11 protein-coding genes and 2 riboswitches are annotated in these 21,268 nt (G+C 61.6%); of the genes, 9 read left to right on the forward strand and 2 right to left on the reverse strand.

The genetic code is table 11. The annotated features are described in order from the left end of the window. Positions 1–46: 46 nt before the first annotated feature. Positions 47–2,020 carry a M48 family metallopeptidase gene (locus ISP18_RS08130; RefSeq protein ID WP_380009238.1) on the forward strand — a complete coding sequence of 658 codons (1,974 nt, stop codon included), beginning with the start codon at positions 47–49 and terminating at the stop codon, positions 2,018–2,020. Positions 2,021–2,214: 194 nt separating this feature from the next. Here the strand turns inward: ISP18_RS08130 and gcvP are convergent, their stop codons facing one another. Then, the gene (gene gcvP / locus ISP18_RS08135; RefSeq protein WP_380009241.1) at positions 2,215–5,085 is read right to left on the reverse strand and encodes an aminomethyl-transferring glycine dehydrogenase; all 2,871 of its coding nucleotides are present in this window, start codon (positions 5,083–5,085) and stop codon (positions 2,215–2,217) included. Positions 5,086–5,132: 47 nt separating this feature from the next. Continuing rightward, a riboswitch (glycine riboswitch) is annotated at positions 5,133–5,224 on the reverse strand. Between the two features lie 3 nt (positions 5,225–5,227). Then, positions 5,228–5,313: riboswitch (glycine riboswitch) on the reverse strand. 142 nt (positions 5,314–5,455) lie between these two features. Between gcvP and ISP18_RS08140 the strand changes: the two genes are divergently transcribed. Both ISP18_RS08140 and ISP18_RS08145 read left to right on the forward strand, forming a co-directional pair. Next, positions 5,456–5,875: a VOC family protein gene (locus ISP18_RS08140; RefSeq protein ID WP_380009244.1), complete on the forward strand. Its 420-nt coding sequence runs from the start codon at positions 5,456–5,458 to the stop codon at positions 5,873–5,875. A 480-nt stretch (positions 5,876–6,355) separates the two neighbouring features. After that, positions 6,356–7,339, forward strand: a complete 984-nt coding sequence (locus tag ISP18_RS08145; protein WP_380009247.1) for a hypothetical protein — start codon at positions 6,356–6,358, stop codon at positions 7,337–7,339. Positions 7,340–7,483: 144 nt separating this feature from the next. On the opposite strand, the gene ISP18_RS08150 is transcribed toward ISP18_RS08145, so the two are convergent. Continuing rightward, entirely contained in the window at positions 7,484–10,603 is a 3,120-nt protein-coding gene (locus tag ISP18_RS08150) for a WD40/YVTN/BNR-like repeat-containing protein (protein ID WP_380009250.1), read from the reverse strand. A 382-nt stretch (positions 10,604–10,985) separates the two neighbouring features. Between ISP18_RS08150 and ISP18_RS08155 the strand changes: the two genes are divergently transcribed. The 6 genes from ISP18_RS08155 (at position 10,986) to ISP18_RS08180 (ending at position 21,218) form a co-directional block, all read left to right on the forward strand. Further along, a complete protein-coding gene (locus ISP18_RS08155; protein WP_380009253.1) occupies positions 10,986–13,157 on the forward strand; it encodes a TonB-dependent receptor family protein in 2,172 nt (723 codons plus the stop codon). A gap of 150 nt (positions 13,158–13,307) precedes the next feature. Beyond that, entirely contained in the window at positions 13,308–16,535 is a 3,228-nt protein-coding gene (locus ISP18_RS08160; protein WP_380009256.1) for a WD40/YVTN/BNR-like repeat-containing protein, read from the forward strand. Between the two features lie 161 nt (positions 16,536–16,696). Then, on the forward strand, positions 16,697–17,269 hold the full coding sequence (locus ISP18_RS08165) for an alpha/beta hydrolase (protein WP_380009258.1): 573 nt from the start codon (positions 16,697–16,699) through the stop codon (positions 17,267–17,269). Positions 17,270–17,504: 235 nt separating this feature from the next. Further along, the gene (locus ISP18_RS08170; protein WP_380009260.1) at positions 17,505–19,148 is read left to right on the forward strand and encodes an OFA family MFS transporter; all 1,644 of its coding nucleotides are present in this window, start codon (positions 17,505–17,507) and stop codon (positions 19,146–19,148) included. A 13-nt stretch (positions 19,149–19,161) separates the two neighbouring features. Further along, a complete protein-coding gene (locus ISP18_RS08175; protein ID WP_380009263.1) occupies positions 19,162–19,662 on the forward strand; it encodes a formate dehydrogenase subunit gamma in 501 nt (166 codons plus the stop codon). After that, entirely contained in the window at positions 19,659–21,218 is a 1,560-nt protein-coding gene (locus tag ISP18_RS08180) for a formate dehydrogenase beta subunit (protein ID WP_380009266.1), read from the forward strand. The genes ISP18_RS08175 and ISP18_RS08180 overlap by 4 nt, the downstream gene beginning before the upstream one ends. The last annotated feature ends 50 nt before the right edge of the window (positions 21,219–21,268 follow it).

Here is a 21,268-nt window from a genome sequence, read left to right on the forward strand (position 1 = left end):
CGCTCGACGTTGTCGATAGCGGTTGATCCTACCTGGAGGGGGCAGGATGGATTTCTTCGCCGAACAGGCTCGCGTGCGCAGCAGCAGTCGCGTATTGGTTCTGCTGTTCATCGCGGCGGTGCTCGCCATGGTGATCGCGGTGGACATGCTGGTGCTGCTGGTGTTCGGGCATCCGCGACACTTCGGCCGAGTGCCGGCGCCGCACATATTCCCGCTGCTTACGATCAGTACCGTTGCCGTGCTTGGTGTCATCACGGGCTGCGCGTGGTATCGCATCAGCAGCCTTTCCGAGGGCGGCAAGGCGGTGGCCGAAGATGTCGGTGGCCAGCCAGTGCTGCCCGACACGCAGGATCCGCAACTACGTCAACTGCGCAACGTGATCGAGGAAGTGGCGATTGCGTCGGGCACACCGGTGCCAGACATTTACCTCTTACCCAATGAGCCCGGCATCAACGCGTTTGCTGCGGGCTATTCGGCTTCCGACGCTGCCATCTGCGTGACGCAGGGTTGCCTGGATCATCTGACGCGCGACGAATTGCAGGGCGTGATCGCGCATGAATTCAGCCACGTGTTGAACGGCGACATGCGGCTCAACATCCGCCTGATGGGGCTCTTGTTCGGCATCATGGCGCTGTCGGTCATCGGTCGCCAGATTGCGTGGACGGGCGGCAACTCTTATTCCTTTAGCAGGGATGACGACGATAACGGTGGCAAGCTGTCGGGATATTTCCTGCTCGGCATTGCGCTCATCGTCATCGGTTCGATCGGGCATTTCTTTGGCCGGTTGATTCAGGCTGCCGTGGCGAGATCGCGCGAGGAACTCGCCGATGCATCCGCTGTTCAATTCACTCGGCAAACGCGTGGCATTGCCGGCGCGCTGAAGAAGATCGCCGTGCTGGAAGAGGGATCGCGGCTGCAGACGGCGAACCGTCACGAAGTCGCGCACATGATGTTCGGCGATGTGGATGATTTCAATGCTTGGTTCGCCACGCATCCGCCCTTGCTGACACGTATTCACACGCTGGAGCCCTGGTTTCGCGAGCATGAGCTGGCCGCACTCGAAGCACAGATGCGTGAATCTCCGCCGGCCGAAAATAAGGAAGCGAGCACTAAGGAGTCAGCCGATCATTTCTTGCCACCGTTGGACTGGCCCGGCCAGGTTGGGGCTGCCGTGCTTGCCGCGCAGTCGTCCGTCGCGCCAAAAGTCGCCGAGCCGAAGGACGTTGCCGAGCCGAAGGACAAGGTCTTGCAACATGTCGCGACCCTGCAGCAAGGCATTCCAGCGCACCTGACCGACGCTGCCAGGCAGCCCGAATCCGCGCTTGCCCTGGCGCTGGCGCTCGCCATGTCGGCGCATGATGAGCTTCAACTGAAGCAGAAGCGGTTGATCGCCAACGCCTTCGGCGATGACGTGCAGTCCACCGTAAGTAAGCTTGCCGGCGACAAAGCAGCCATGCCGTCGGCATCGCGCATGCCGCTGGTATCGCTCGCTTTCCCGGCGCTCAAGCAACTACCGCAGGGGCGCTTGCACACCTTGCTGGAAACATTGGATGCCGTCGTCAGCATCGATCCGCTGGTGAGTCTGGACGACTATTGCCTGGTGCGACTGCTGCGCATGCATCTGCTCGAGGCGATGAAGCCGAACCGAGCGCCGATCGACGGGCAGAAGAAACTGCCTGCGTGTCGCGACAGCGTGACCCTCGTATGCGCTGTCGTAGCGACCTACGGTAGCAACGATGACGCCGCTGCACGTCGTGCATGGTTGCTTGCGATGAATCAGGCGTTTCCAGGCATGACCGTCAACTGGCAGACCTTGCCGTTGGATTGGCAAACCCCCTTTGATCGTGCGCTGGATGATCTCGACGATTTGATGCACGCCGCCAAAGAAATCCTGATCCAGAGCCTGCTCAGCGCGATTCGTGCCGACGGCGTTGTTACATCGACGGAAGCGGAGTTGCTGCGTGTGATCTGCGCCAGTTTGCATTGCGCTGTGCCTGCGCAGGCGGAAATCAGTACGTAGGCTGGATGTAACGGTGTGCGATGAAATTCCCTGATTGAGTCCCTCTCCCTCCGGGAGAGGGTGCCGAGAGGCGGGTGAGGGTTCGGGCGAGGCGCAATGCTGACGACTTGCGCAAGGCTGCGTAATCGCGCGCTGATCGTACCCTCACCCCAACCCCTTTCCCGGAGGGAGAGGGGCTCGGTCGTGCGACGCGATTACACCTCGGCTTCTTCCTTGTACGCATCGATCGGAATGCACGCGCACATCACGTTCTTGTCGCCGTAGACGTTATCCACGCGCGCCACCGGCGACCAGTACTTCTGCAGCTTCAGACTGGGTAGCGGGAAGGCGGCGAGTTCGCGCGGGTAGGCGTGCGTCCACTCGGTGCCGGTCACCATGGTGGCGGTGTGTGGCGCGTTCTTCAGCGGATTGTCTTCGCGATCCAGGCGGCCGTCTTCGATGGCACGAATTTCGTCGCGGATCTGGATCATCGCGTCGATGAAACGGTCGAGCTCGTGCTGCGATTCGCTTTCGGTCGGTTCCACCATCAGCGTGCCGGCCACCGGGAAGCTCAGCGTGGGCGCGTGGAAGCCGAAGTCAATCAGGCGCTTGGCCACGTCCTCGGCGCTGATGCCGGTGCTGTCCTTCAGCGGGCGCAGGTCGAGAATGCACTCATGCGCCACCAGGCCGTTGCGACCGGTGTACAGCGTCTCGTAGTGCGACGCCAGGCGCTTGGCGATGTAGTTGGCGTTGAGCAGCGCCACCTGCGTGGCTTTGCGCAGACCTTCGCGGCCCATCAGCGTGATGTACATCCACGAGATCGGCAGGATACTGGCACTGCCGAAGCTGGCCGCGCTCACCATGCCAACTTTGCCTTCACCGCCAAGCGTGCGGGGAAGGAAGGGTTCGAGATGCGACTTCACCGCGCACGGGCCTACGCCCGGGCCGCCGCCGCCGTGCGGAATGCAAAAGGTTTTGTGCAGGTTGAGGTGCGAGACGTCCGAGCCCCACTTGCCGGGCTTGGCCACTCCAACCAGCGCATTCATGTTGGCGCCGTCGGTGTACACCTGGCCGCCGTGCTGATGCACGATCTCGCAGATGCGCACTACGTCTTCTTCGAACACGCCGTGTGTGGAGGGGTAGGTGATCATCAGCGCGGCGAGACGATCGGAATACTTCTCCGCCTTGGCGCGAATATCGTCGATGTCGACGTTGCCGTTGCTATCGCACTTGGTGACCACCACGGTCATGCCGCACATCTGCGCGGAAGCCGGATTGGTGCCGTGCGCGGATTCGGGAATCAGACAGATGTCGCGCCTGTCTTCGCCGCGCGAGCGGTGATACGCGCGAATGGCGAGCAGTCCCGCATATTCACCTTGCGCGCCGGAATTCGGCTGCAGGCTCACTGCGTCATAGCCGGTGCATTCCACCAGCATCGCTTCCAGCTCTTCGATCAACTGCTTGTAGCCCTGCGTCTGATCGGCGGGTGCAAGCGGATGGATGCTGCCGAATTCCGGCCACGTCACCGGAATCATCTCGGCGGTGGCGTTGAGCTTCATGGTGCAGCTGCCCAGCGGGATCATGGTGCGATCCATCGCCAGATCCTTGTCGGCCAGCGAACGCATGTAGCGCAGCAATTCGTGCTCGCTGTGATGCGTGTTGAACACCGGATGCTGCAGGAACGGCTCCTTGCGCAGCAACGTGGCCGGCAGTTCGTCCGGCGTGGTGGCATCCGCTTCATCGATGTCGACGATCTCGGCGCCGAACAGCTTGGCGAGTGCGAGCACGTCGGCGCGCGTGGTGGTTTCGTCCAGGCTGATACCCACGCTCTGGCCGTGAATCTGGCGCAGGTTGAGCCCAAAGCTTACTGCCTTGGCGCGGATCGCATCGGCGTCCACGTTGGTGATGTGCAGGGTGTCGAAGAAATCGGTGCCCACCGTCATGCCGGCGCGGCGCAACGCGGCGGCAAGAATGGCGGCGTAACGATGCGTACGGCGCGCGATGCGCTGGAGGCCTTCCGGCCCGTGGTACACCGCATACATGCTCGCCATCACCGCCAGCAGTACCTGCGCGGTGCAGATGTTCGAGGTGGCCTTCTCGCGGCGGATGTGCTGTTCGCGCGTCTGCAGCGTGAGGCGATAGGCCGGCTTGCCTTCTGCATCCACCGACACGCCGATCAAGCGACCCGGCATGGAGCGCTTGTATGCATCACGGCAGGCTAGATATGCGGCGTGCGGACCGCCGAAGCCGAACGGCACGCCGAAGCGCTGGCTGTTGCCGATCACGATATCCGCACCCCACGAACCGGGCGAAGCGATCAGCGTCAGTGCCAGCAGATCCGTTGCCACGGCGACGATGCCGCCGCGCGCATGCACTGCATCGGCAACCGCACGATAGTCATGGATCTGGCCATACGTATTCGGGTATTGCAGCAGCACGCCGAAGCTGTCGACGCTGGACGCTTCCGCGGCGTCACCCACGTGCAGTTCGATGCCGATGCCGTCCGCCCGCGTGTGCAGCACTTCCAGCGTTTGCGGATGCACGTCGTTGGCGACGAAGAACACGTTGCTCTTGGACTTTGCCGAGCGCTTGGCCAGTGTCATCGCCTCGCCGGCGGCAGTGGCTTCATCCAGCAGCGAAGCGTTGGAGATATCCATGCCGGTGAGATCGGCCACCATGGTCTGGAAGTTGATCAGCGCTTCCATGCGGCCTTGCGAGATCTCCGCCTGATACGGCGTGTATGCCGTGTACCATGCGGGATTTTCGAGAATGTTGCGCAGGATGACGTTCGGCGTGAGCGTGCCGTAGTAACCCTGGCCGATGAAATTTTTGAACACTTTGTTCTTGCGCGCGATAACGCGGATCTTCGCCAGCGCTTCTTCTTCCGTGATGCTTTCGGGCATTGCAAGCGGCTGCTTGGATTTGATCTGGCCCGGCACGATCGCGTCGGTCATGGCTTCCAGCGAGTCGTAGCCGATCGCGTGCAGCATCTGCGCGATTTCGGCATCGTTGGGGCCGATGTGACGCTCGATGAAAGCGTTGTGGTGCTCGAGTTCGCGCAGGGAAGGGGAAGTAGTCTGGCTCATAGGCAAGGGCGTCCGAAGAAAACGTGCAGGCCGCACGCGGGGCGCCCCTCTGTCCTTTTGCCTGAGAGTTTGGAAGCCAGGGTTTATGTGCCTGTACTTCGTGCCCCTTCGGCGCCGGATTCAACCGGTCTCTCCAGAGTCTTGGTCCACGGCGGTATGGAGCCTGAGCGATTACGGGCGTTGCGCCTTCGGCAGCGGGTGTTTGCCCGCTTCTCCCACCGTGTACATCAAGGCGGCAATTATACCTCGCGCCGCAGCGTCATAGCTCCCTCCCAGGAAGGGCTGGGGTGAGGGGCATCCTTGCCTTGAAACCTGCGTTTTACGCACGACTTTATAAGCGCAGCGGTTCACTCATCGGCGAGCGCAAATCATGAACAAGCCACCTTTCCGCCTCGACCACCTCGACCATGTCGTCCTGCGCGCCTACGACATTCCCACCATGCTGGCGTTCTATTGCGATGTATTGGGCTGCACAGTGGAGCGTCGCCAGGAAGCGCTAGGCTTGGTGCAGCTGCGCGCCGGTACCTCGCTCATCGACTTGGTCAGCATCGACGGCAAGCTCGGTCGCCAAGGCGGCGCGGGACCGGGTACGGCCGGGCACAACATGGATCACCTGTGCCTGAGCGTGGAAGGTTATGACGAAGCGGCCATCGTGGCGCATCTGAAGGCGCATAACGTGCGCATCGGCGAGATCGGTAACCGCTACGGCGCCGAGGGTGAGGGTCCTTCCATTTATCTCTTTGATCCGCAAGGCAACATGATCGAGCTGAAGGGGCCGCCGTCGATATAAGCGGTCGACGCCACCGGTCCATGCATACGTATGCTTCGAGAATGCATGGGCCATAGGTCATGAATTTAACGTTTGTGAGCTAGTTCTCGTTATAATGCTCGGCTTCCAGGCCGTTCACGGGTCGTTGCCAGGTCGGCAAACGCGTCACGTGTGCGTGTGTGGTTCCGCGAAGCGATTCCCCCTCGGCATTCGCGTTGGACTTCACTACGGCTTTCCTTATCGCGCGGATCCCGCATGAAGCGGCTGCGTGCATGCCGGACCTATCCGGGCTGTTCCTGGCGCATGGAGTTTGAGGCATCGGCCGGCTTCCCCACCGGTTGATCCGTTTACCGCGAAAGTATTCGCAGTGTTGTCCGCGGCGTGCGGGAGCAAGTGCTCCGGTGCGCACGGTCATGTGCGGCTGTTTGCGGGCAGAAGTGCTACATCGCGCTGCCGAGGCGCGCAACGGATGTTTTCTTTCAACGCTTAGCGCCGCGGCAGATGTCGTCGCGCTTGCAGTTCGAGGGTGCCGGTGTGTGTGAATCGGATTTGTCGGGTCGGCCGTTCAATGGCGATACCGTGAATGTTGCACAAGTGTCTGACCGCGAGGTCGGCAAATTGCTTGATGATCTTCCTTCGGCGCATGGTTCCCAAACCGTGCGAGACGGACGCGCGTGGAAACGTCGCCTGCACGATCCGGCCAAGCGGGCACGTCGCGCCGCGCGCGTGGTTCGGCACATCCGTTTCGTGTATTTCGCTCATGTGGATGACGACAGCATGTTCGGCGACTACCACCACGAACTGGTGACTGCCGAAGTACTGATGGATCGCGTGCTCACTGCGCGCGCCTCCGGCATGAAAGCGGTGCATACGCATCTGCATGGCGAAGCGGAGGAATGGCTGTTCAAGCGCCCGCCGCGCGGCAGCTTCCAGCAGGTTACGCCCGAATATATCCGCTGGTACGGGCGCGATGGCGCGCGTCGTGGCGAACCCATGGTGCGCGAGGAGCTGGCCATCGAACTGATGGCCGAGTACGGCTACAGCTACAGCAATGCGCTGGACATCGCCACCAACAATTCCGGCGCGCTGGCGCGCATGGATCAGACATGGCTCATCGCGCGCGCCAAAACGCCGATCTATTGCCGCCCGCTGCATGCCACGGAATTCCATCAACTCGCACGCACCATCGAAGCGGCGTACCACGTGCCCGTCGGCGATACGCAGGTGACGCGCGCCAACATGGACATCGCGCGCCGCGCCGCTGCGGTGCTCGGCACCGTGCTGGACGAATACGTGGAAACGCCGTTTCACACGCCGGCGCTTGCCGAGACGTTTCAGGAGTTTCACGGCGCGCATTTGCTGCGCGTTGCGCACGCGCGTCTTGCCGGCTTGCAGCCGATGCCGGTGACCGGCGTGCTGGGCTGGTTTTCCGCCAAGCGTGCGCGGATTTATGCGGAAGTGCAGGCTCGCCTGGCGGCGCGGTGAATGTCATGCTCGTCGAATACCACTCCCTCCCCTACTTGTAGGGGAGGGTTGGGGTGGGGTGAGTGCTTGCCTCACGCCCTCCCGCAAGTGTTCACCCCCTCCCAACCTCCCCCTGCAAGCAGGGGGAGGGGCCGTATACCGTGATCAGAGGGAGATTGCCTTCTGCCCCGCCGCCTTCAACTTCTCATTGAGCGCAGCTACATCGTGCTGCTTCAGCTGCTGCCACTCATCAAGCGTATGGGCCAGCGTCTGCGTCAAGGTTGCATAAGACGCCTGCGCATCCGTACTTGGATCGGCATCCGCATCGTCGACCGCGCTAAGCAGTTTTTCCAGATTCGCCGACAGGGCGCGCAGGCTATCCGTGCGATGCGGCGGTGAGCCTATCGTGTTGCGCGGATCGTCGTGCAGCGGCATACCGGAAACGTCGGATATCTGTGCAATCAGCGCCGCGATCTGATCATGCAGCGGGCCGCTGGCGTGTGCTTGGCGATCGTCCAGCGCCTGCAGCAGCTGCTTGGCTTCCGTGCCGGCCTTGGAGGCTTGTGCGGACGCCGTTTCCACCTTGCCGGCCAGTTCGAATTCACGCTGCATGGCCGCCACTGTCACCGTGACGCGCGGATCAGGCTTCACGGTGAGCGGCTGCTTGTAGCTGCGTCCATCCACCGTCAGCTCCACAATGTAGTCGCCGGCCGGCGCCCATACGCCGTCTTTCGCGCGTCTGCGCGGCTTCGCCTCACCCTTGGCGGCGTAACGCAGGTTCCACACGAAGCGATGCATCCCGGGCGTAGTGAGCAGGGGCGTGGGCACGGGTACCCATTCCGGCGCGAATTCGAGCTTGACGGGATCAAGCATCGGCGGCTTGTCGTCGCTGCTGAAGCTATGCACCTTGTTGTGTTGCGCGTCGAAGATCGTCAGCGTGACCGGTCCTTTCACGTGCTGCGGCAGCGCGTAATCGATCATCGCGCCATCCGGCGGATTGGCCGCCAGCGGTTCGTCCTTCGGCATCGGTGTGCCCGTGAATGCGGGATGACGCACGCGATAGGCATCCATCGGCTTGAACAGCGTGACGGCATTGGTGTTTGCACTGTCCATCTGCCGTAGTGCCGTTACGTTGTCCATGATCCAGAAACCGCGACCGTGCGTGGCGATCACCAGATCGTCCTGATGCACGTCGATGTCGCGTACGGACGTCGATGGCAGGTTCTGCTGCAACGCTTGCCAATGCGTACCGTCATCGAACGATACGTACATGCCTTTTTCAGTACCGGCATAGAGCAGACCCTTGCGTACCGGATCTTCGCGCACCACGTTGACGAAGCTGTCGGAAGGAATGCCATTGTCGATGCGCGTCCAGTTCTTGCCGCCATCGGTGGTGCGGTAGATGTAAGGCGCATCGTCGTCGAGGCGATGGCGATCGATAGCAAGGTAGGCCACGTCCGGGCTGAAGTGCGAAGGCTCGATGCCACCCACCTTCGACCACGGCGTCAATGCGCTCGGCGTCACGTTGTTCCAGTGCGCGCCTTCGTCATCGGTGCGCCACACCAGGCCATCATCCGTGCCCACCCACAAGGCTTTTGCATCGAGCGGCGAGGGCGCGATGGTATAGATCACGCCGCGCTGCTTGTCGACGTGGTTGTCGTCGGCGGCCGTGGGTGCGTCGAGAGTGGAGGGAACGCCCGCATCGGGGCGGGTGAGATCGGGGCTGATCGGCGCCCAATGCTCCCCGCCATCGGCCGTGCGGAACAGTCGCTGATTGGCGAAATACAGCACCTTGTGATCGCGCTTGGAGAACTGAAGCGGCAGCGTCCATGCCGCACGATAATGCGCAGCCGGGTAGGCCAGCGTGGGATCGATGTTGCGCACCTGATCGGTATGCATGTCGAGCTTGTCCACGCGTCCGCCGTAGACGATGTCGTGATCGTCCGGATCGGGCGCGATCATGTCGCTTTCGCCGCCGGGCGTGATCTCGTGGAACTGCTGCATGGTGATGCCATCGCTGCTACCGCCGCGGCTGGGCAGCGCCACCGCGCCGGAATCCTGCTGCGCGCCATACACCCAGTACGGGAATCGATTGTCGGTGCTGACGTGATAGATCTGCGCGGTGGGCTGGTTGTACCAACTGCTCCAGGTGGTACCGCCGTTGAGCGTGATCAGCGTGCCCTGGTCCACGCCCAGGATCTGCCGATTCGAATTGGTCGGGTCGATCCACATCTCGTGGAAGTCGTCGCCGGTGGGATCGCCTTTCAGCGCGATGAACTGCTTGCCGCCATCGTCCGAGCGCAGCACGATGGTGTTCATCACGTAGATGCGATCGGCATTCTTCGGATCGACCGTAAGGCGATTGAAATACCAGCCGCGCTGCCAGATGCGTTGATCGTCCGTGACATGCTTCCAATGCGCACCGCCGTCGTCGGAGCGATACAGGCCGCCTTCGCCGTCCCCTGCATCGATTAGTGCGTAGACGCGGTTCGGATCGCTCATTGCAGTAGCTAGACCGATACGGCCTGGATGCGCCGCAAAGCCGTTGCCCTGTATCTGCGTCCAATGCGAGCCGCCATCGTGCGACACGTACAAGCCGCTGCCCGGTCCGTTCGACGGCGGATACACGCTCCACGGTGGACGGCGCGTCTGCCACAGCGATGCGTAGATCGTGTTCGGATCATCCGGCTTGAACGCCATGTCGATTGCGCCGGTGTCGTTGTCCTTGAACAGCACTTTTTCCCAGTGCTCACCGCCATCGGTAGAGCGAAACACGCCGCGCTCGGCATTCGGCCCGTAGGCGTGGCCTAGCGCCGCGACGTACACCACGTCGGGGTTGTGCGGGTCGACCAGAATGCGCCCGATCTGCCTGCTGTCCTCCAGGCCGATGCGGCGCCACGTCTTGCCACCGTCGGTGGATTTGTACATGCCGTTGCCGTGCGCGATATCCGAGCGCATGTCCGCTTCGCCGGTGCCGACGTAAACGGTGTCTGGTCGTGAGGGTGCGATCGCCAGCGCGCCGATCGAGCCGACGTGCTGGTTGTCGAAAATCGACTGCCACGTGCGGCCGGCGTCATTGGTCTTCCATACGCCGCCATCGACCGCACCGAAATAGAAATGCCGGTCGTCGCCGGGAATGCCGCTGACCGCCAGCACGCGGCCACCGCGGAACGGGCCGATCAGTCGCCAGTGCAGGTCCTGAAATAGTGAGGGATCGACGGTGGCGTGGGCGGCGAGTGCTGTGGATATGCCGAGCGAGAATAGAGCGAGGCGGCGCAGGTGCACGGGGCATTATCTCTTGCGGGGAGTGGGTTTCTCCCTCTCCTCTCCGGGGAGAGGGCTGGGGTGAGGGGACACGCTTGCCTCGAGTTTGCCTGCTTCGCATAACCCATCATGCGCCGTCATTCCTGCGAACGCGGGAATCCATTTTCGCTTTGCCCAAGGACAAGATGGATTCCCACGTTCGCGGGAATGACGTCCATGTGATTGCGCGACCTTCTCGCGAGGTTGGCCCCTCACCCCAACCCTCTCCCCGGAGGGGAGAGGGAGCGGCCACTGCAATGTAACGCTATGGACAAGGAATCCAAAGGGTAAACCGATGGCATATAGCCAAGCGCACTCGCATGCGCGATAAGACACGGCTGTCTTGCCGTTGCCGGGATTTCGCATGTTGCACCTGCGTCGCGCCGCGTTGCCGTTCTGCCTGTCGCTTTCGCTGGTCTCCTTTTCGTCGCACGCGCAGGACGACGACCAACCCCAGCGCGCCCGCAAGGCTACCAACCTGCCCGCCGTGAACGTGCACGGTGAAGACTGGCGCAAATACCTCAAGGCCAAGCTGCAATATCAGATGCCCGAGGTGGATGGCCCCAAGATCACCGTCACCAAGAAAACTACGGTGACGCATCTGGAAAACCAGCCCACGGTGATCGGTAACAATCTCAACCAGGCGCTTGCGCGCACGCCCGGCGTGCAGGTGTCCGAGCAGCCCACGCCCACGCAGTTCAACTTCAACTATCGCGGCATCGGCAATCCGCAGGAATCGGAATTCGTGCTGGTGATGCAGGACGGCATCCCGCTGGAAGGCGACTGGATCGGCTTCCCGACGCTCTATGCGTTTCCGATGACGCAAAGTCTGTCTGAAGTGCAGCTGATTCGCGGTGGCTCCAGCCTGCTGTACGGGCCGGAACCGGCGCCAGTGATCAACATGGTTTCCAAACGCCCGGCACCGGGCACGCCGCTGACGGTGTCCACCGAGAACGTGGTTGGCGAGCATGGTTTGTTCTCCAGCTACAACGTGATCGAGCGCAACCAGGGCGCATGGGCGTTCCGCGCCGATACGGGCTACGTGCACAGCGACGGCATGCGCGCGAACGACGGTTCGCAGAATCGCCAGGCCGATCTGTATCTGGCGTACAAGCCGGACGAACACCAGCAGTGGTGGCTGGACTTTCATGCTTTCAGTGCCGTATCCGGCGATCCGGGACGGCTAAGCTACACGCAGTGGCAACAGGATCCGCGCACCGTCACCACGCCGTACAACCGCGACTGGGTGAATCGCGATCAGCTCGTGCTGGGTCACACGCATGACTTCGGCAACCGCTGGTCGCTGGAAGCCAAGCTGTGGTTCACCTACCAGGACCAGGTCAGCCGCGCGGCGAAGGCACAGTTGCCAGGCCAGGCGCCGCCGAGCAGTACCACGCTGCAGGACGAAGCATTCCGCACCTACGGCACCGACGTACGCCTGCGCAAAAACTGGGGGCAGGGCAATGCCTTCACCATCGGCACCGTGTTGTTCCATGGCAGCGATCCGTTTCGACAGTGGAGCACTCCCGATTTGACCGTGGCGCGCGATGATCACAGCGGCACGCAGATATTGAACCAGCGCCGCAGCTCGCAATACGCTTCTGTGTTCGCCGAAAACGTGTTCCGTCTGCCGCATCGCATTCACATTGTGCCGTCCGTACGGCTTGAACACGAACGTATCGCCGTGGACGAAACGGTGCGCCCGCCATTCCTCTCGCGTCCGCTGATCCACGAATCCGATACCCGCCACATGCCGTTGTTCGGACTAGGACTGGGCAACGACTTCGGCCACGGCAACGAAACGTATTTCAACGTCTCGCAAGGCTGGCGTCCGTTGCGTTATTTCGACATCGCACCGCCTTTCAGCAATCTCATGCAGGGGAATGCTGCGCAGCTTTCCAAGTCAGTGTCGTGGGAAGCGGGCGTGCACGGTGCGCCAGTGAATGGCTTGTATTACGACGTGAGCGTGTACTGGATCAATTTCCGCAATCGCCTGGAAACACGCTACATCAATGCGATCGACACGATCTACGTGAATACCGGCGACACGCGCAGTCGCGGTCTGGAAGGCCAGCTCGACTACGACTTCTTCGCGCGGACGGAATACGCAACGCAAGGTCAACACCTGGACACCTTCGTCAACGTCAGCCTGCTCAACGCGAGGTTCGTATCCAGCGCCATTGCAGGGCAGGTCGGCAAGACGCCGGCTTTCTCTCCCGCGTATTTGCTCAAGACCGGCGTTACGTGGCGCAACGAGCGCGTGAAGCTCAGCCTTACCGCGGTCTCCTCGGCGGCGCAGTACTGGCAGGATTCCGATCAGACCTACGGCAGCGGCCTAACCTATATGCCGGCGCGCATTCCGGCGTATACGGTGGTGGACGTGGCGTCGGATTGGCAGTTGAATCGTTCGCTGCGTTTGCTGGCTGGCGTGAGCAATCTTGCCAACCGGCGTTACTTTGATCGCGTTTGGCAGAATGGGATCGAGCCGGCGTTTGGAAGGACTTGGTATACGGGTTTTGCGTTGAGCTATGACTGATGCGACGGGTAGTTCCTTGCTTGGGAGCTTCCCTTTGCCAGGCCGTTATTCGCGCTTTCGCGGGAATAACGGCAAGGAACATTTACGTGGTTCGGGACAGCTGCCTCTGACGGCACGTTGTAGCTTTGTTACTTACAGCAGGAGTCCAGCATGTCGACACGCTCTTTCCTTCGCCCACTTTCAGCTATCGCCTGCGCCTGCCTGCTCGCCAGCGCCGCACCTTTGCACGCTGATGCATCCACACCCAACGACGTAAGCAGCGCTCTGCAATGGCGTGAAGTCGGCCCCTTCCGCGGTGGCTGGGCCACCATGGCCGCCGGCGATCCCACCAGGGCCGACACGTTCTACATCGGCACCGCTGGCGGCGGCGTGTGGAAAACGACCGACGCCGGTCGTACCTGGGTGCCGACCTTCGACAGCATTCCCGCTGCATCGATCGGCGCCATCGTCGTGGCACCATCCAACCCGAACGTGATCTACGCCGGTTCCGGCCAGGTCGCCGCGCGCTATGACGTGGCAGCCGGTAACGGCATGTATCGTTCCGATGATGGTGGCAAGAACTGGCAGCACATCGGCCTCACCGAGAGCAAGCACATCGGCCGCATCCTGGTCGATCCGCACGATGCGAACACCTTGCTGGTCGGCGTGCTTGGTCATTACTTCGGCCCGAACAAGGAACGCGGCGTCTATCGTTCCACCGACGGCGGCAAGACGTGGAAACAAACCCTGTTCGTGGATGCCGACACGGGCGTCGTCGACATGGCGGCCGATCCGTCCAATCCGAACATCGTGTACGCCGCAGCATGGCAGGTGCGCAATTACCCGTGGCTGTCGTACTTTCAACCGAACGCGGGCTCGGGCAGCGGTCTCTATAAATCCACTGACGGCGGCGCGACGTGGAAGCGCATCAGCGGCAACGGTTGGCCAACCGGCACGCTCGCGCGCATCGGCATCGCAGCCGCCAGCGGCAATCGCGTCTATGCTGTGGTGCATTCCGCCAAGCCCGGGAAGGACAGTGGCCTGTACCGCTCCGATGACGGCGGCGCAACGTGGCAAGCCGTCAGTCACGAATCCTGGCTGCCGAACGATTACTTCAGCCGCATCGCTGTCGATCCGCAGAATCGCGATCGCATCTATTCCGCGGGACAGTCGATCCGCCGTTCCGATGATGGCGGCAAGCATTGGGACATCTTCAAGGGTGCGCCGGGTGGCGACGATTACCACTTCCTATGGATCGATCCGCGCGATTCGCAGCGCATGATCGCCGCGAGCGACCAGGGCGCCGTCGTCACCGTCAACGGCGGCAAGAGCTGGAGCAGTTGGTACAACCAGCCGACGGGGCAGTTCTATCACGTCGCTGCCGACAATCAGTTTCCGTACTGGATCTATTCCGGCCAGCAGGATTCCGGCACGGTGGGCATCGCCAGCCGCAGCGACTACGGTTCCATTTCCTATCGCGACTGGCGCCCAGTGGGTGGCGATGAGCGCGACTACGATCTGCCGTATCCGGATGATCCCAACATCGTGTTCGGCTCCGGTCTCGGCGGACGCGTGTCGCGCTGGGATCGCCGCACCGGCGTTGTGCAAAACGTCACCGCGTGGCCAGTGAACAGCTATGGCCAGCGTCCCACCGATTTCAAATACCACTACACCTGGATCACGCCGATCGCGTTTTCCGCCAAGGCTCCGTATGCACTGTATCTCGGTGCGCAGGTCCTGTTCCGCAGCACCGATCAGGGTCAGCACTGGGATGTGATCAGCCCTGACCTCAGCGCGAAGAAACAGGGCGCGACCGAAGGCTGCGAAGGTAACCCGACCGCACAGCAGGCACGCGATTGCGGCTACGGCGTGATCTACAGCATCGCGCCTTCGCCGTTCACCAACGACGAAATCTGGGTCGGCACCGACGACGGCTCCATCCAGCTCACCCGCGACGCTGGCAAAAACTGGCAGAACGTCACACCCAAGGAACTGCCCAACTGGGGCATTGTCAGCTCAGTCGATCTTTCCCCGCTACAGAAGGGTACGGCGTACGCCGCGGTCGACAATCATCGCCAGGACGATTTCCGTCCGCACGTGTGGCGCACGCACGATTACGGCAAAACCTGGACGGATATTTCCGCCGGCTTGCCGCAAGATGATTTCGTCAGCGTGGTGCGTGTCGATACGCAGCGCGAAGGCCTGCTGTTCGCCGGCACCGATCGCGGTGTGTACGTTTCGCTCGACGATGGCGCGCATTGGCAATCCCTGCAACGCAACCTGCCTACCGCATGGGTACGCGATCTGTTGATCCACGGCGACGACCTTGTTGCCGGCACGCAGGGCAGGGCGATCTGGATCCTCGATGACATCGCGCCCTTGCGCCAGGTCAGCGCGAATGACACGCGCAAGACGGCGCTTTACACGCCTGCCGACGCCGTGCGCGTGCGCGCCAACGAAAACAAGGACACGCCGCTGCCGCCCGACGAACCGCTCGGCAAGAATCCGCCCGCCGGCGCCATCATCGATTACCAGTTGGCTAGCGCGGCCAAGGGACCCGTCACGCTGGATATTCTCGATAGCGACGGCAAGCAGGTCCGCCATTACTCCAGCGCCGACAAGCAGGAAAACCTGCCCGCCGAACGTTACTTCCAAAAAGGCTGGCTCGGTTCGCCGGAAACGCTGGGCACCAGTGCCGGCGCGCATCGCTTCGTATGGAACCTTCGCTATCCACGCCCAGAGGCGCTGCTTTACGGCTACAGCATCGCTGCCACGTGGGATTCCGATACACCGCTAACGCCCGAAGGGCCGCTGGTGCTGCCGGGCAAGTATCAGGTGGTGCTCAGCGTTGATGGCAAGTCCTATCGCGCGCCGTTGAATGTGGTTGCCGATCCGCGCGTCAACGTTGAACAGAACGCACTCGCCGAAGGTCTCGCCTTCTCGCGCGAAGTCGGTACGGCGCTGCAACAGGTATGGCAAACCCACGGCGAAGTGGATGCCGTACGTAGCCAGCTCGACGAAGCCGAGAAGAAACTAAGTAACGATGCCGCCCATAAATCGGTGCACGACGAGATCGACGCATTCCGCAAGAAAACCGATCCACTCGTTTCCGGCGACGGCGAAATGTCCACCAACCTGGAATCGATGAACGACGCGCTGACTGCCATTGCCGCTGACGTGGAAGGCGCAGACCGCGCACCTACCGATGGGCAGCGGCAGGCGTTCGCTCAGTACAAGACGAATCTCGATAAAGCCATTGCGCAATGGCAATCGATTCACAGTACAGACCTGCCAACGTTGAACTCGCATCTGCATAACGCAGGGATAAAGGCAGTCGCCGTGCCAGCAGTGAATCAGATCCATGCCGATGCACCCGTCGATTCGGACGACATCCCCTAAATCTCGCGGCACTCCAGCTCCCTCTCCCTTTCGGGGAGAGGGTTGGGGTGAGGGGCCAATCTTGCGAAAAACTTTGCGTCCCCTCATGGCCGTCATTCCCGCGAAAGCGGGAATCCAGCGTAAATACACTGTGCGAAGCACTCAAAACCGATTTTGTATCCTTGGACGTTCTGCACGCTTCTCCGGCTTTCAACGGAAGGTATGCCGTCCTGCTGATCGACTTTCAGGCATCGGGCGAAAGCCCCGGCGATGCCATTACGTTCGGTTATAGGGAAGCGGACGATGTAAAGGCATCGCTACGCTATTTGCACCAGCAGTTGCCGGAGGAGCGGATAGGCATCATCGCCACGTCGATGGGTAGCGCCGCCACTATCCTGGCGGGATCTGGCCTGGATGCAGACGCGGTGGTGCTGGAGCAGGTTTATCCGACCATTGAGCAAGCCTTAGCTGATCGCCTCACGATTTACCTTGGAGGAGTGGGGCGATGGCTGGCCCCTGTCATGCTCACTACCTTGCACGCGCATCTGGACATCTATCCAGATCAGCTACGGCCCATTGACCATATCGGTCATCTGTCCATGCCCAAGCTGATGATAGTGGGTGACCATGATCGCCATACGACGATCACAGAGTCTTACGCGTTGTTTAGTGCCGCCAAAGCACCCAAGGAACTGTGGGTTGTGCATGGGGCCGAGCACGTTGATATGTGCCGTTACGCAGGGGGCCGCCTATAAGGCGAAAGTACTGCAATTTCTTGGCGCTCATTTGCGCGAGAGGTGAGCTCAAGCATGCAATCCGTTGCTGGCGATGTGTGATATGCGTCGCCCTTCGCTTGGGCATCCCGTTGGGGTGCTGCTGCGCAGCAACAAGCTTGCGCAATTGTAATCATGCTTTTGACGCTTTTGCGCTAGAGTCGTGCGCGTCGCTAATGCGATGGTTGTTGTCCCGAGTTAACCATGGGAGACGAGTATGACTGTTGTGCCTGAGGCTGTTGAGGCGACCGGGGGAGCGGCGTCGGGTTTGTTGGCGAGGGAACGTACCATTGCGGGGCCACGCTTCAATCGCTGGTTTGTGCCGCCAGCGGCGTTGGCCATCCATTTGTGCATTGGCATGGCTTATGGTTTTTCGGTGTTCTGGTTGCCGATGAGCAAACTGGTGCCGGGCGCGGCGAGTTGCGGCGGCATCGGATTCTTTGCGCAGTTGTTTGGAGGATCGTGCAATTGGACCGTGCCTGCGGTCACGCATATTTTCGAAACCTTCATCGCCATGCTCGGTATTTCGGCGGCGATTTGGGGTGGCTGGCTGGAGCATGCCGGGCCGCGCAAGGCAGGCTTCATCGCTGCACTGTGTTGGGGCGGCGGACTGGTGATCGGCGGCATCGGCGTATCGATGCATCAGTTGTGGCTGGTCTTCCTGGGCTGCGGCGTACTGGGCGGTGTCGGCCTGGGGCTGGGCTACATCACGCCGGTATCCACCTTGATCAAGTGGTTTCCCGATCGCCGAGGTCTGGCGACGGGCTTCGCAATCATGGGCTTCGGCGGTGGCGCGATGATCGGCGCGCCGATCGCAGTGGCCTTGATGGCGCGCTTCACGCACGGCGACGTGCCGGGTGTGGCGAGCACCTTGATGGTGCTGGGCGTGATTTACTTCATCGCGATGTCGGCGGGTGCGTTCGGTTTCCGGGTTCCGCCTAGCGGCTGGAAGCCGGCAGGCTGGACGCCACCGGCCAACACGAACAGCTTGATCACGGCCAAGCACGTGCACTTGAACCGCGCGTGGAAAACGCCGCAATTCTGGATGCTATGGATCGTGTTGTGTATGAACGTGACGGCGGGCATTGGTGTGCTGGCAATGGCCAGTCCGATGTTCCAGGACGTGTTCGGCGGGCGCTTGCTTGGTATCGACGCGGCCACCGTGCTCACCGCCACACAGAAGGCATCGATCGCTGCCGCGGCGGCGGGCCTGGTCGGGCTGATCAGCTTGTTCAACAGCCTTGGCCGCATCTTCTGGGCATCCATCTCCGATTTCATCGGACGCAAGAACACGTATATCGTGTTCTTCCTGCTCGGCATCGTGCTGTATTGCAGCCTGCCGACGCTGGGGCATATGGGCCTGGCGGGCGTGTTTGTGCTCACCGTGTGCATCATCATGTCGATGTACGGCGGCGGCTTCTCCACTGTGCCGGCTTACCTGGCGGACATTTTCGGTACACAAATGGTCGGCGCCATTCACGGCCGCCTTTTGACCGCCTGGTCGGTGGCGGGCGTCGCCGGGCCGTTCTTGATCGCAGCGGTGCGTCAGGCGCAGTTGGACGCCGGTGTCGCCAAAAACCTGGTTTACGACCGCACACTCTATATTCTTGCCGGCCTGCTGCTGATTGGCCTTATCGCCAATTTAATGGTCAGGCCGGTCAAGGAAGCGCACCATATGACCGACGAGGAACTCGCACGCGAGCGTTCGCTGCAACACGAGGCGCCTCATGTCACGGCCCATGCCGATCAGGCGGCGCGTGGCAGCTTCGGCATCGTGGGCGTGGTCGCCTGGGCCCTGGTCGGCATCCCGTTCCTGATCGGTGTATGGATTGCGCTCAGCAAGGCTGCCGCACTGTTTTGAGGATTGAGCTGTTATGAAACCCGCTAAAAGCGTCCTGCCGTTGCCGCCGATCGACGACAAGATCCGCGACGCCGTACTCGACGTGACCGCCCGGCTGAAGGACCAGCCCGGCGCGCTGCTTCCCGTTCTGCATGGCGTGCAGGCTTCCTTGGGTTACGTGCCCGAGGAAGCCATCCCGCTGATCGCGCGTGAGATGAATCTGTCACGCGCGGACGTGCATGGCGTGGTGTCGTTTTATCACTACTTCCGCACGCATCCGGCTGGCAAACGCGTTATCTATCTTTGCCGCGCAGAATCCTGTCAGTCGATGGGCGCGGCGAAATTGGAGCAACACGTGAAGCAGCGGTTGGGCGTGGATTTTCACGGAACCACCGCGGACGGTGCATGGACGCTGGAGCCGGTCTATTGCCTGGGCAATTGCGCATGTTCGCCGGCGATGATGGTCGATGATGAATTGAAAGGCCGCGTGACGCCGGAAAGCTTCGACGCATGGCTGCTGTCGGAGGCGACATGAGCATCACCGTCTACGTGCCGCGCGACGCCAGCGCCTTGTCGCTGGGGGCAGACGTCGTCGCCGAGGCGATCGAAACGGAAGCCGCAACGCGCAACACCGGCGTTCGCATCGTGCGCAACGGTTCGCGCGGCCTGTATTGGCTAGAACCGATGGTGGAAGTGGAAACACCTGCGGGCCGAGTGGCTTATGGCCCGGTGCAACCCACCGACGTGCTGGGTTTGTTTGATGCCGATTTTCTGCACGGTGGCGAGGATGTGCTGAAGCTGGGACTTACCGAGGAGATTCCCTGGCTGAAAAGCCAACAGCGTTTGACCTTCGCGCGAGTCGGCATCGTCGATCCGCGCAACCTGGATGATTATCTTGCGCACGATGGCTATCGCGGACTTGCTGCAGCTTTGAAGTTGGAACCGGCTGCCATCGTGCAAGCAGTCACCGATTCGGGTCTGCGCGGTCGTGGCGGCGCGGCATTTCCTGCGGGTATCAAATGGAAAACCTGCCTGGATGCCGCCGCCGATCAGAAATACATCGTATGCAACGCGGACGAAGGCGATTCCGGCACCTTTTCCGACCGCATGATCATGGAAGGCGATCCGTTCGTACTGATCGAAGGCATGACCATCGCCGGCCTGGCCGTGGGAGCTACGCGCGGCTACATCTACCTGCGCGTCGAATACCCGCATGCGCAGCGCGCGCTGGAAGCGGCCATCGATGCGGCCAAGGTGCGCGGCTATCTCGGTGACAACATTTGCGGTAGCGGCAAGGCGTTCCATCTGGAAGTGCGCATGGCCGCCGGCGCGTATATCTGTGGCGAAGAAACCTCGCTGCTGGAAAGCCTGGAAGGCAAGCGCGGACAGGTACGCTTCAAGCCGCCGTTACCGGCCATCCAGGGTTTGTTCGGCAAGCCCACGGTGATCAACAACGTGATCACGCTGGCGACGGTGCCGATCATTCTCGATCGCGGTGCCGCGTTCTATCGCGACTACGGCACGGGTCGGTCGCGTGGCACGCTGCCGTTGCAATTGGCCGGCAACGTGAAGCGGTCGGGGCTGGTGGAACGTGCGTTCGGCCTGACATTGCGCGAACTGATCGAGGAATACGGCGGCGGCACTGCCAGCGAACGTCCGGTGCGCGCGGTGCAGGTGGGCGGTCCGTTGGGTGCTTATATCCCCGCATCGCAGCTTGACACGCCGATCGATTACGAAGCCTTCGCGGCGATCGGCGGCATGGTCGGGCATGGCGGTGTGGTGGTGTTCGACGATACGGTCGACATGGCGGCTCAGGCGCGCTTCGCGATGGAGTTCTGCGCAATCGAATCTTGCGGCAAATGCACGCCATGTCGCATTGGTTCCACGCGCGGCGTGGAAGTGATCAATCGCATCATCGCCGGCGACATCGCAGAACGTGAGCGCAATGAAGTGCTGCTGCGTGATCTATGTCAGACGATGGTGGCCGGTTCGCTGTGTGCGCTGGGTGGCATGGCGCCGTTTCCGGTGTTGAGTGCGCTGGATCATTTTCATGAGGATTTTGAAGCTGCGAAACAGCCCGCGGCTTCGTGAGACATGTCCCTCCCCCTGCTTGCAGGGGGAGGTTAGGAGGGGGTGAACAC

This window comes from Dyella humi (assembly GCF_044904605.1).
Taxonomy (GTDB): Bacteria; Pseudomonadota; Gammaproteobacteria; order Xanthomonadales; family Rhodanobacteraceae; genus Dyella_B; species Dyella_B humi.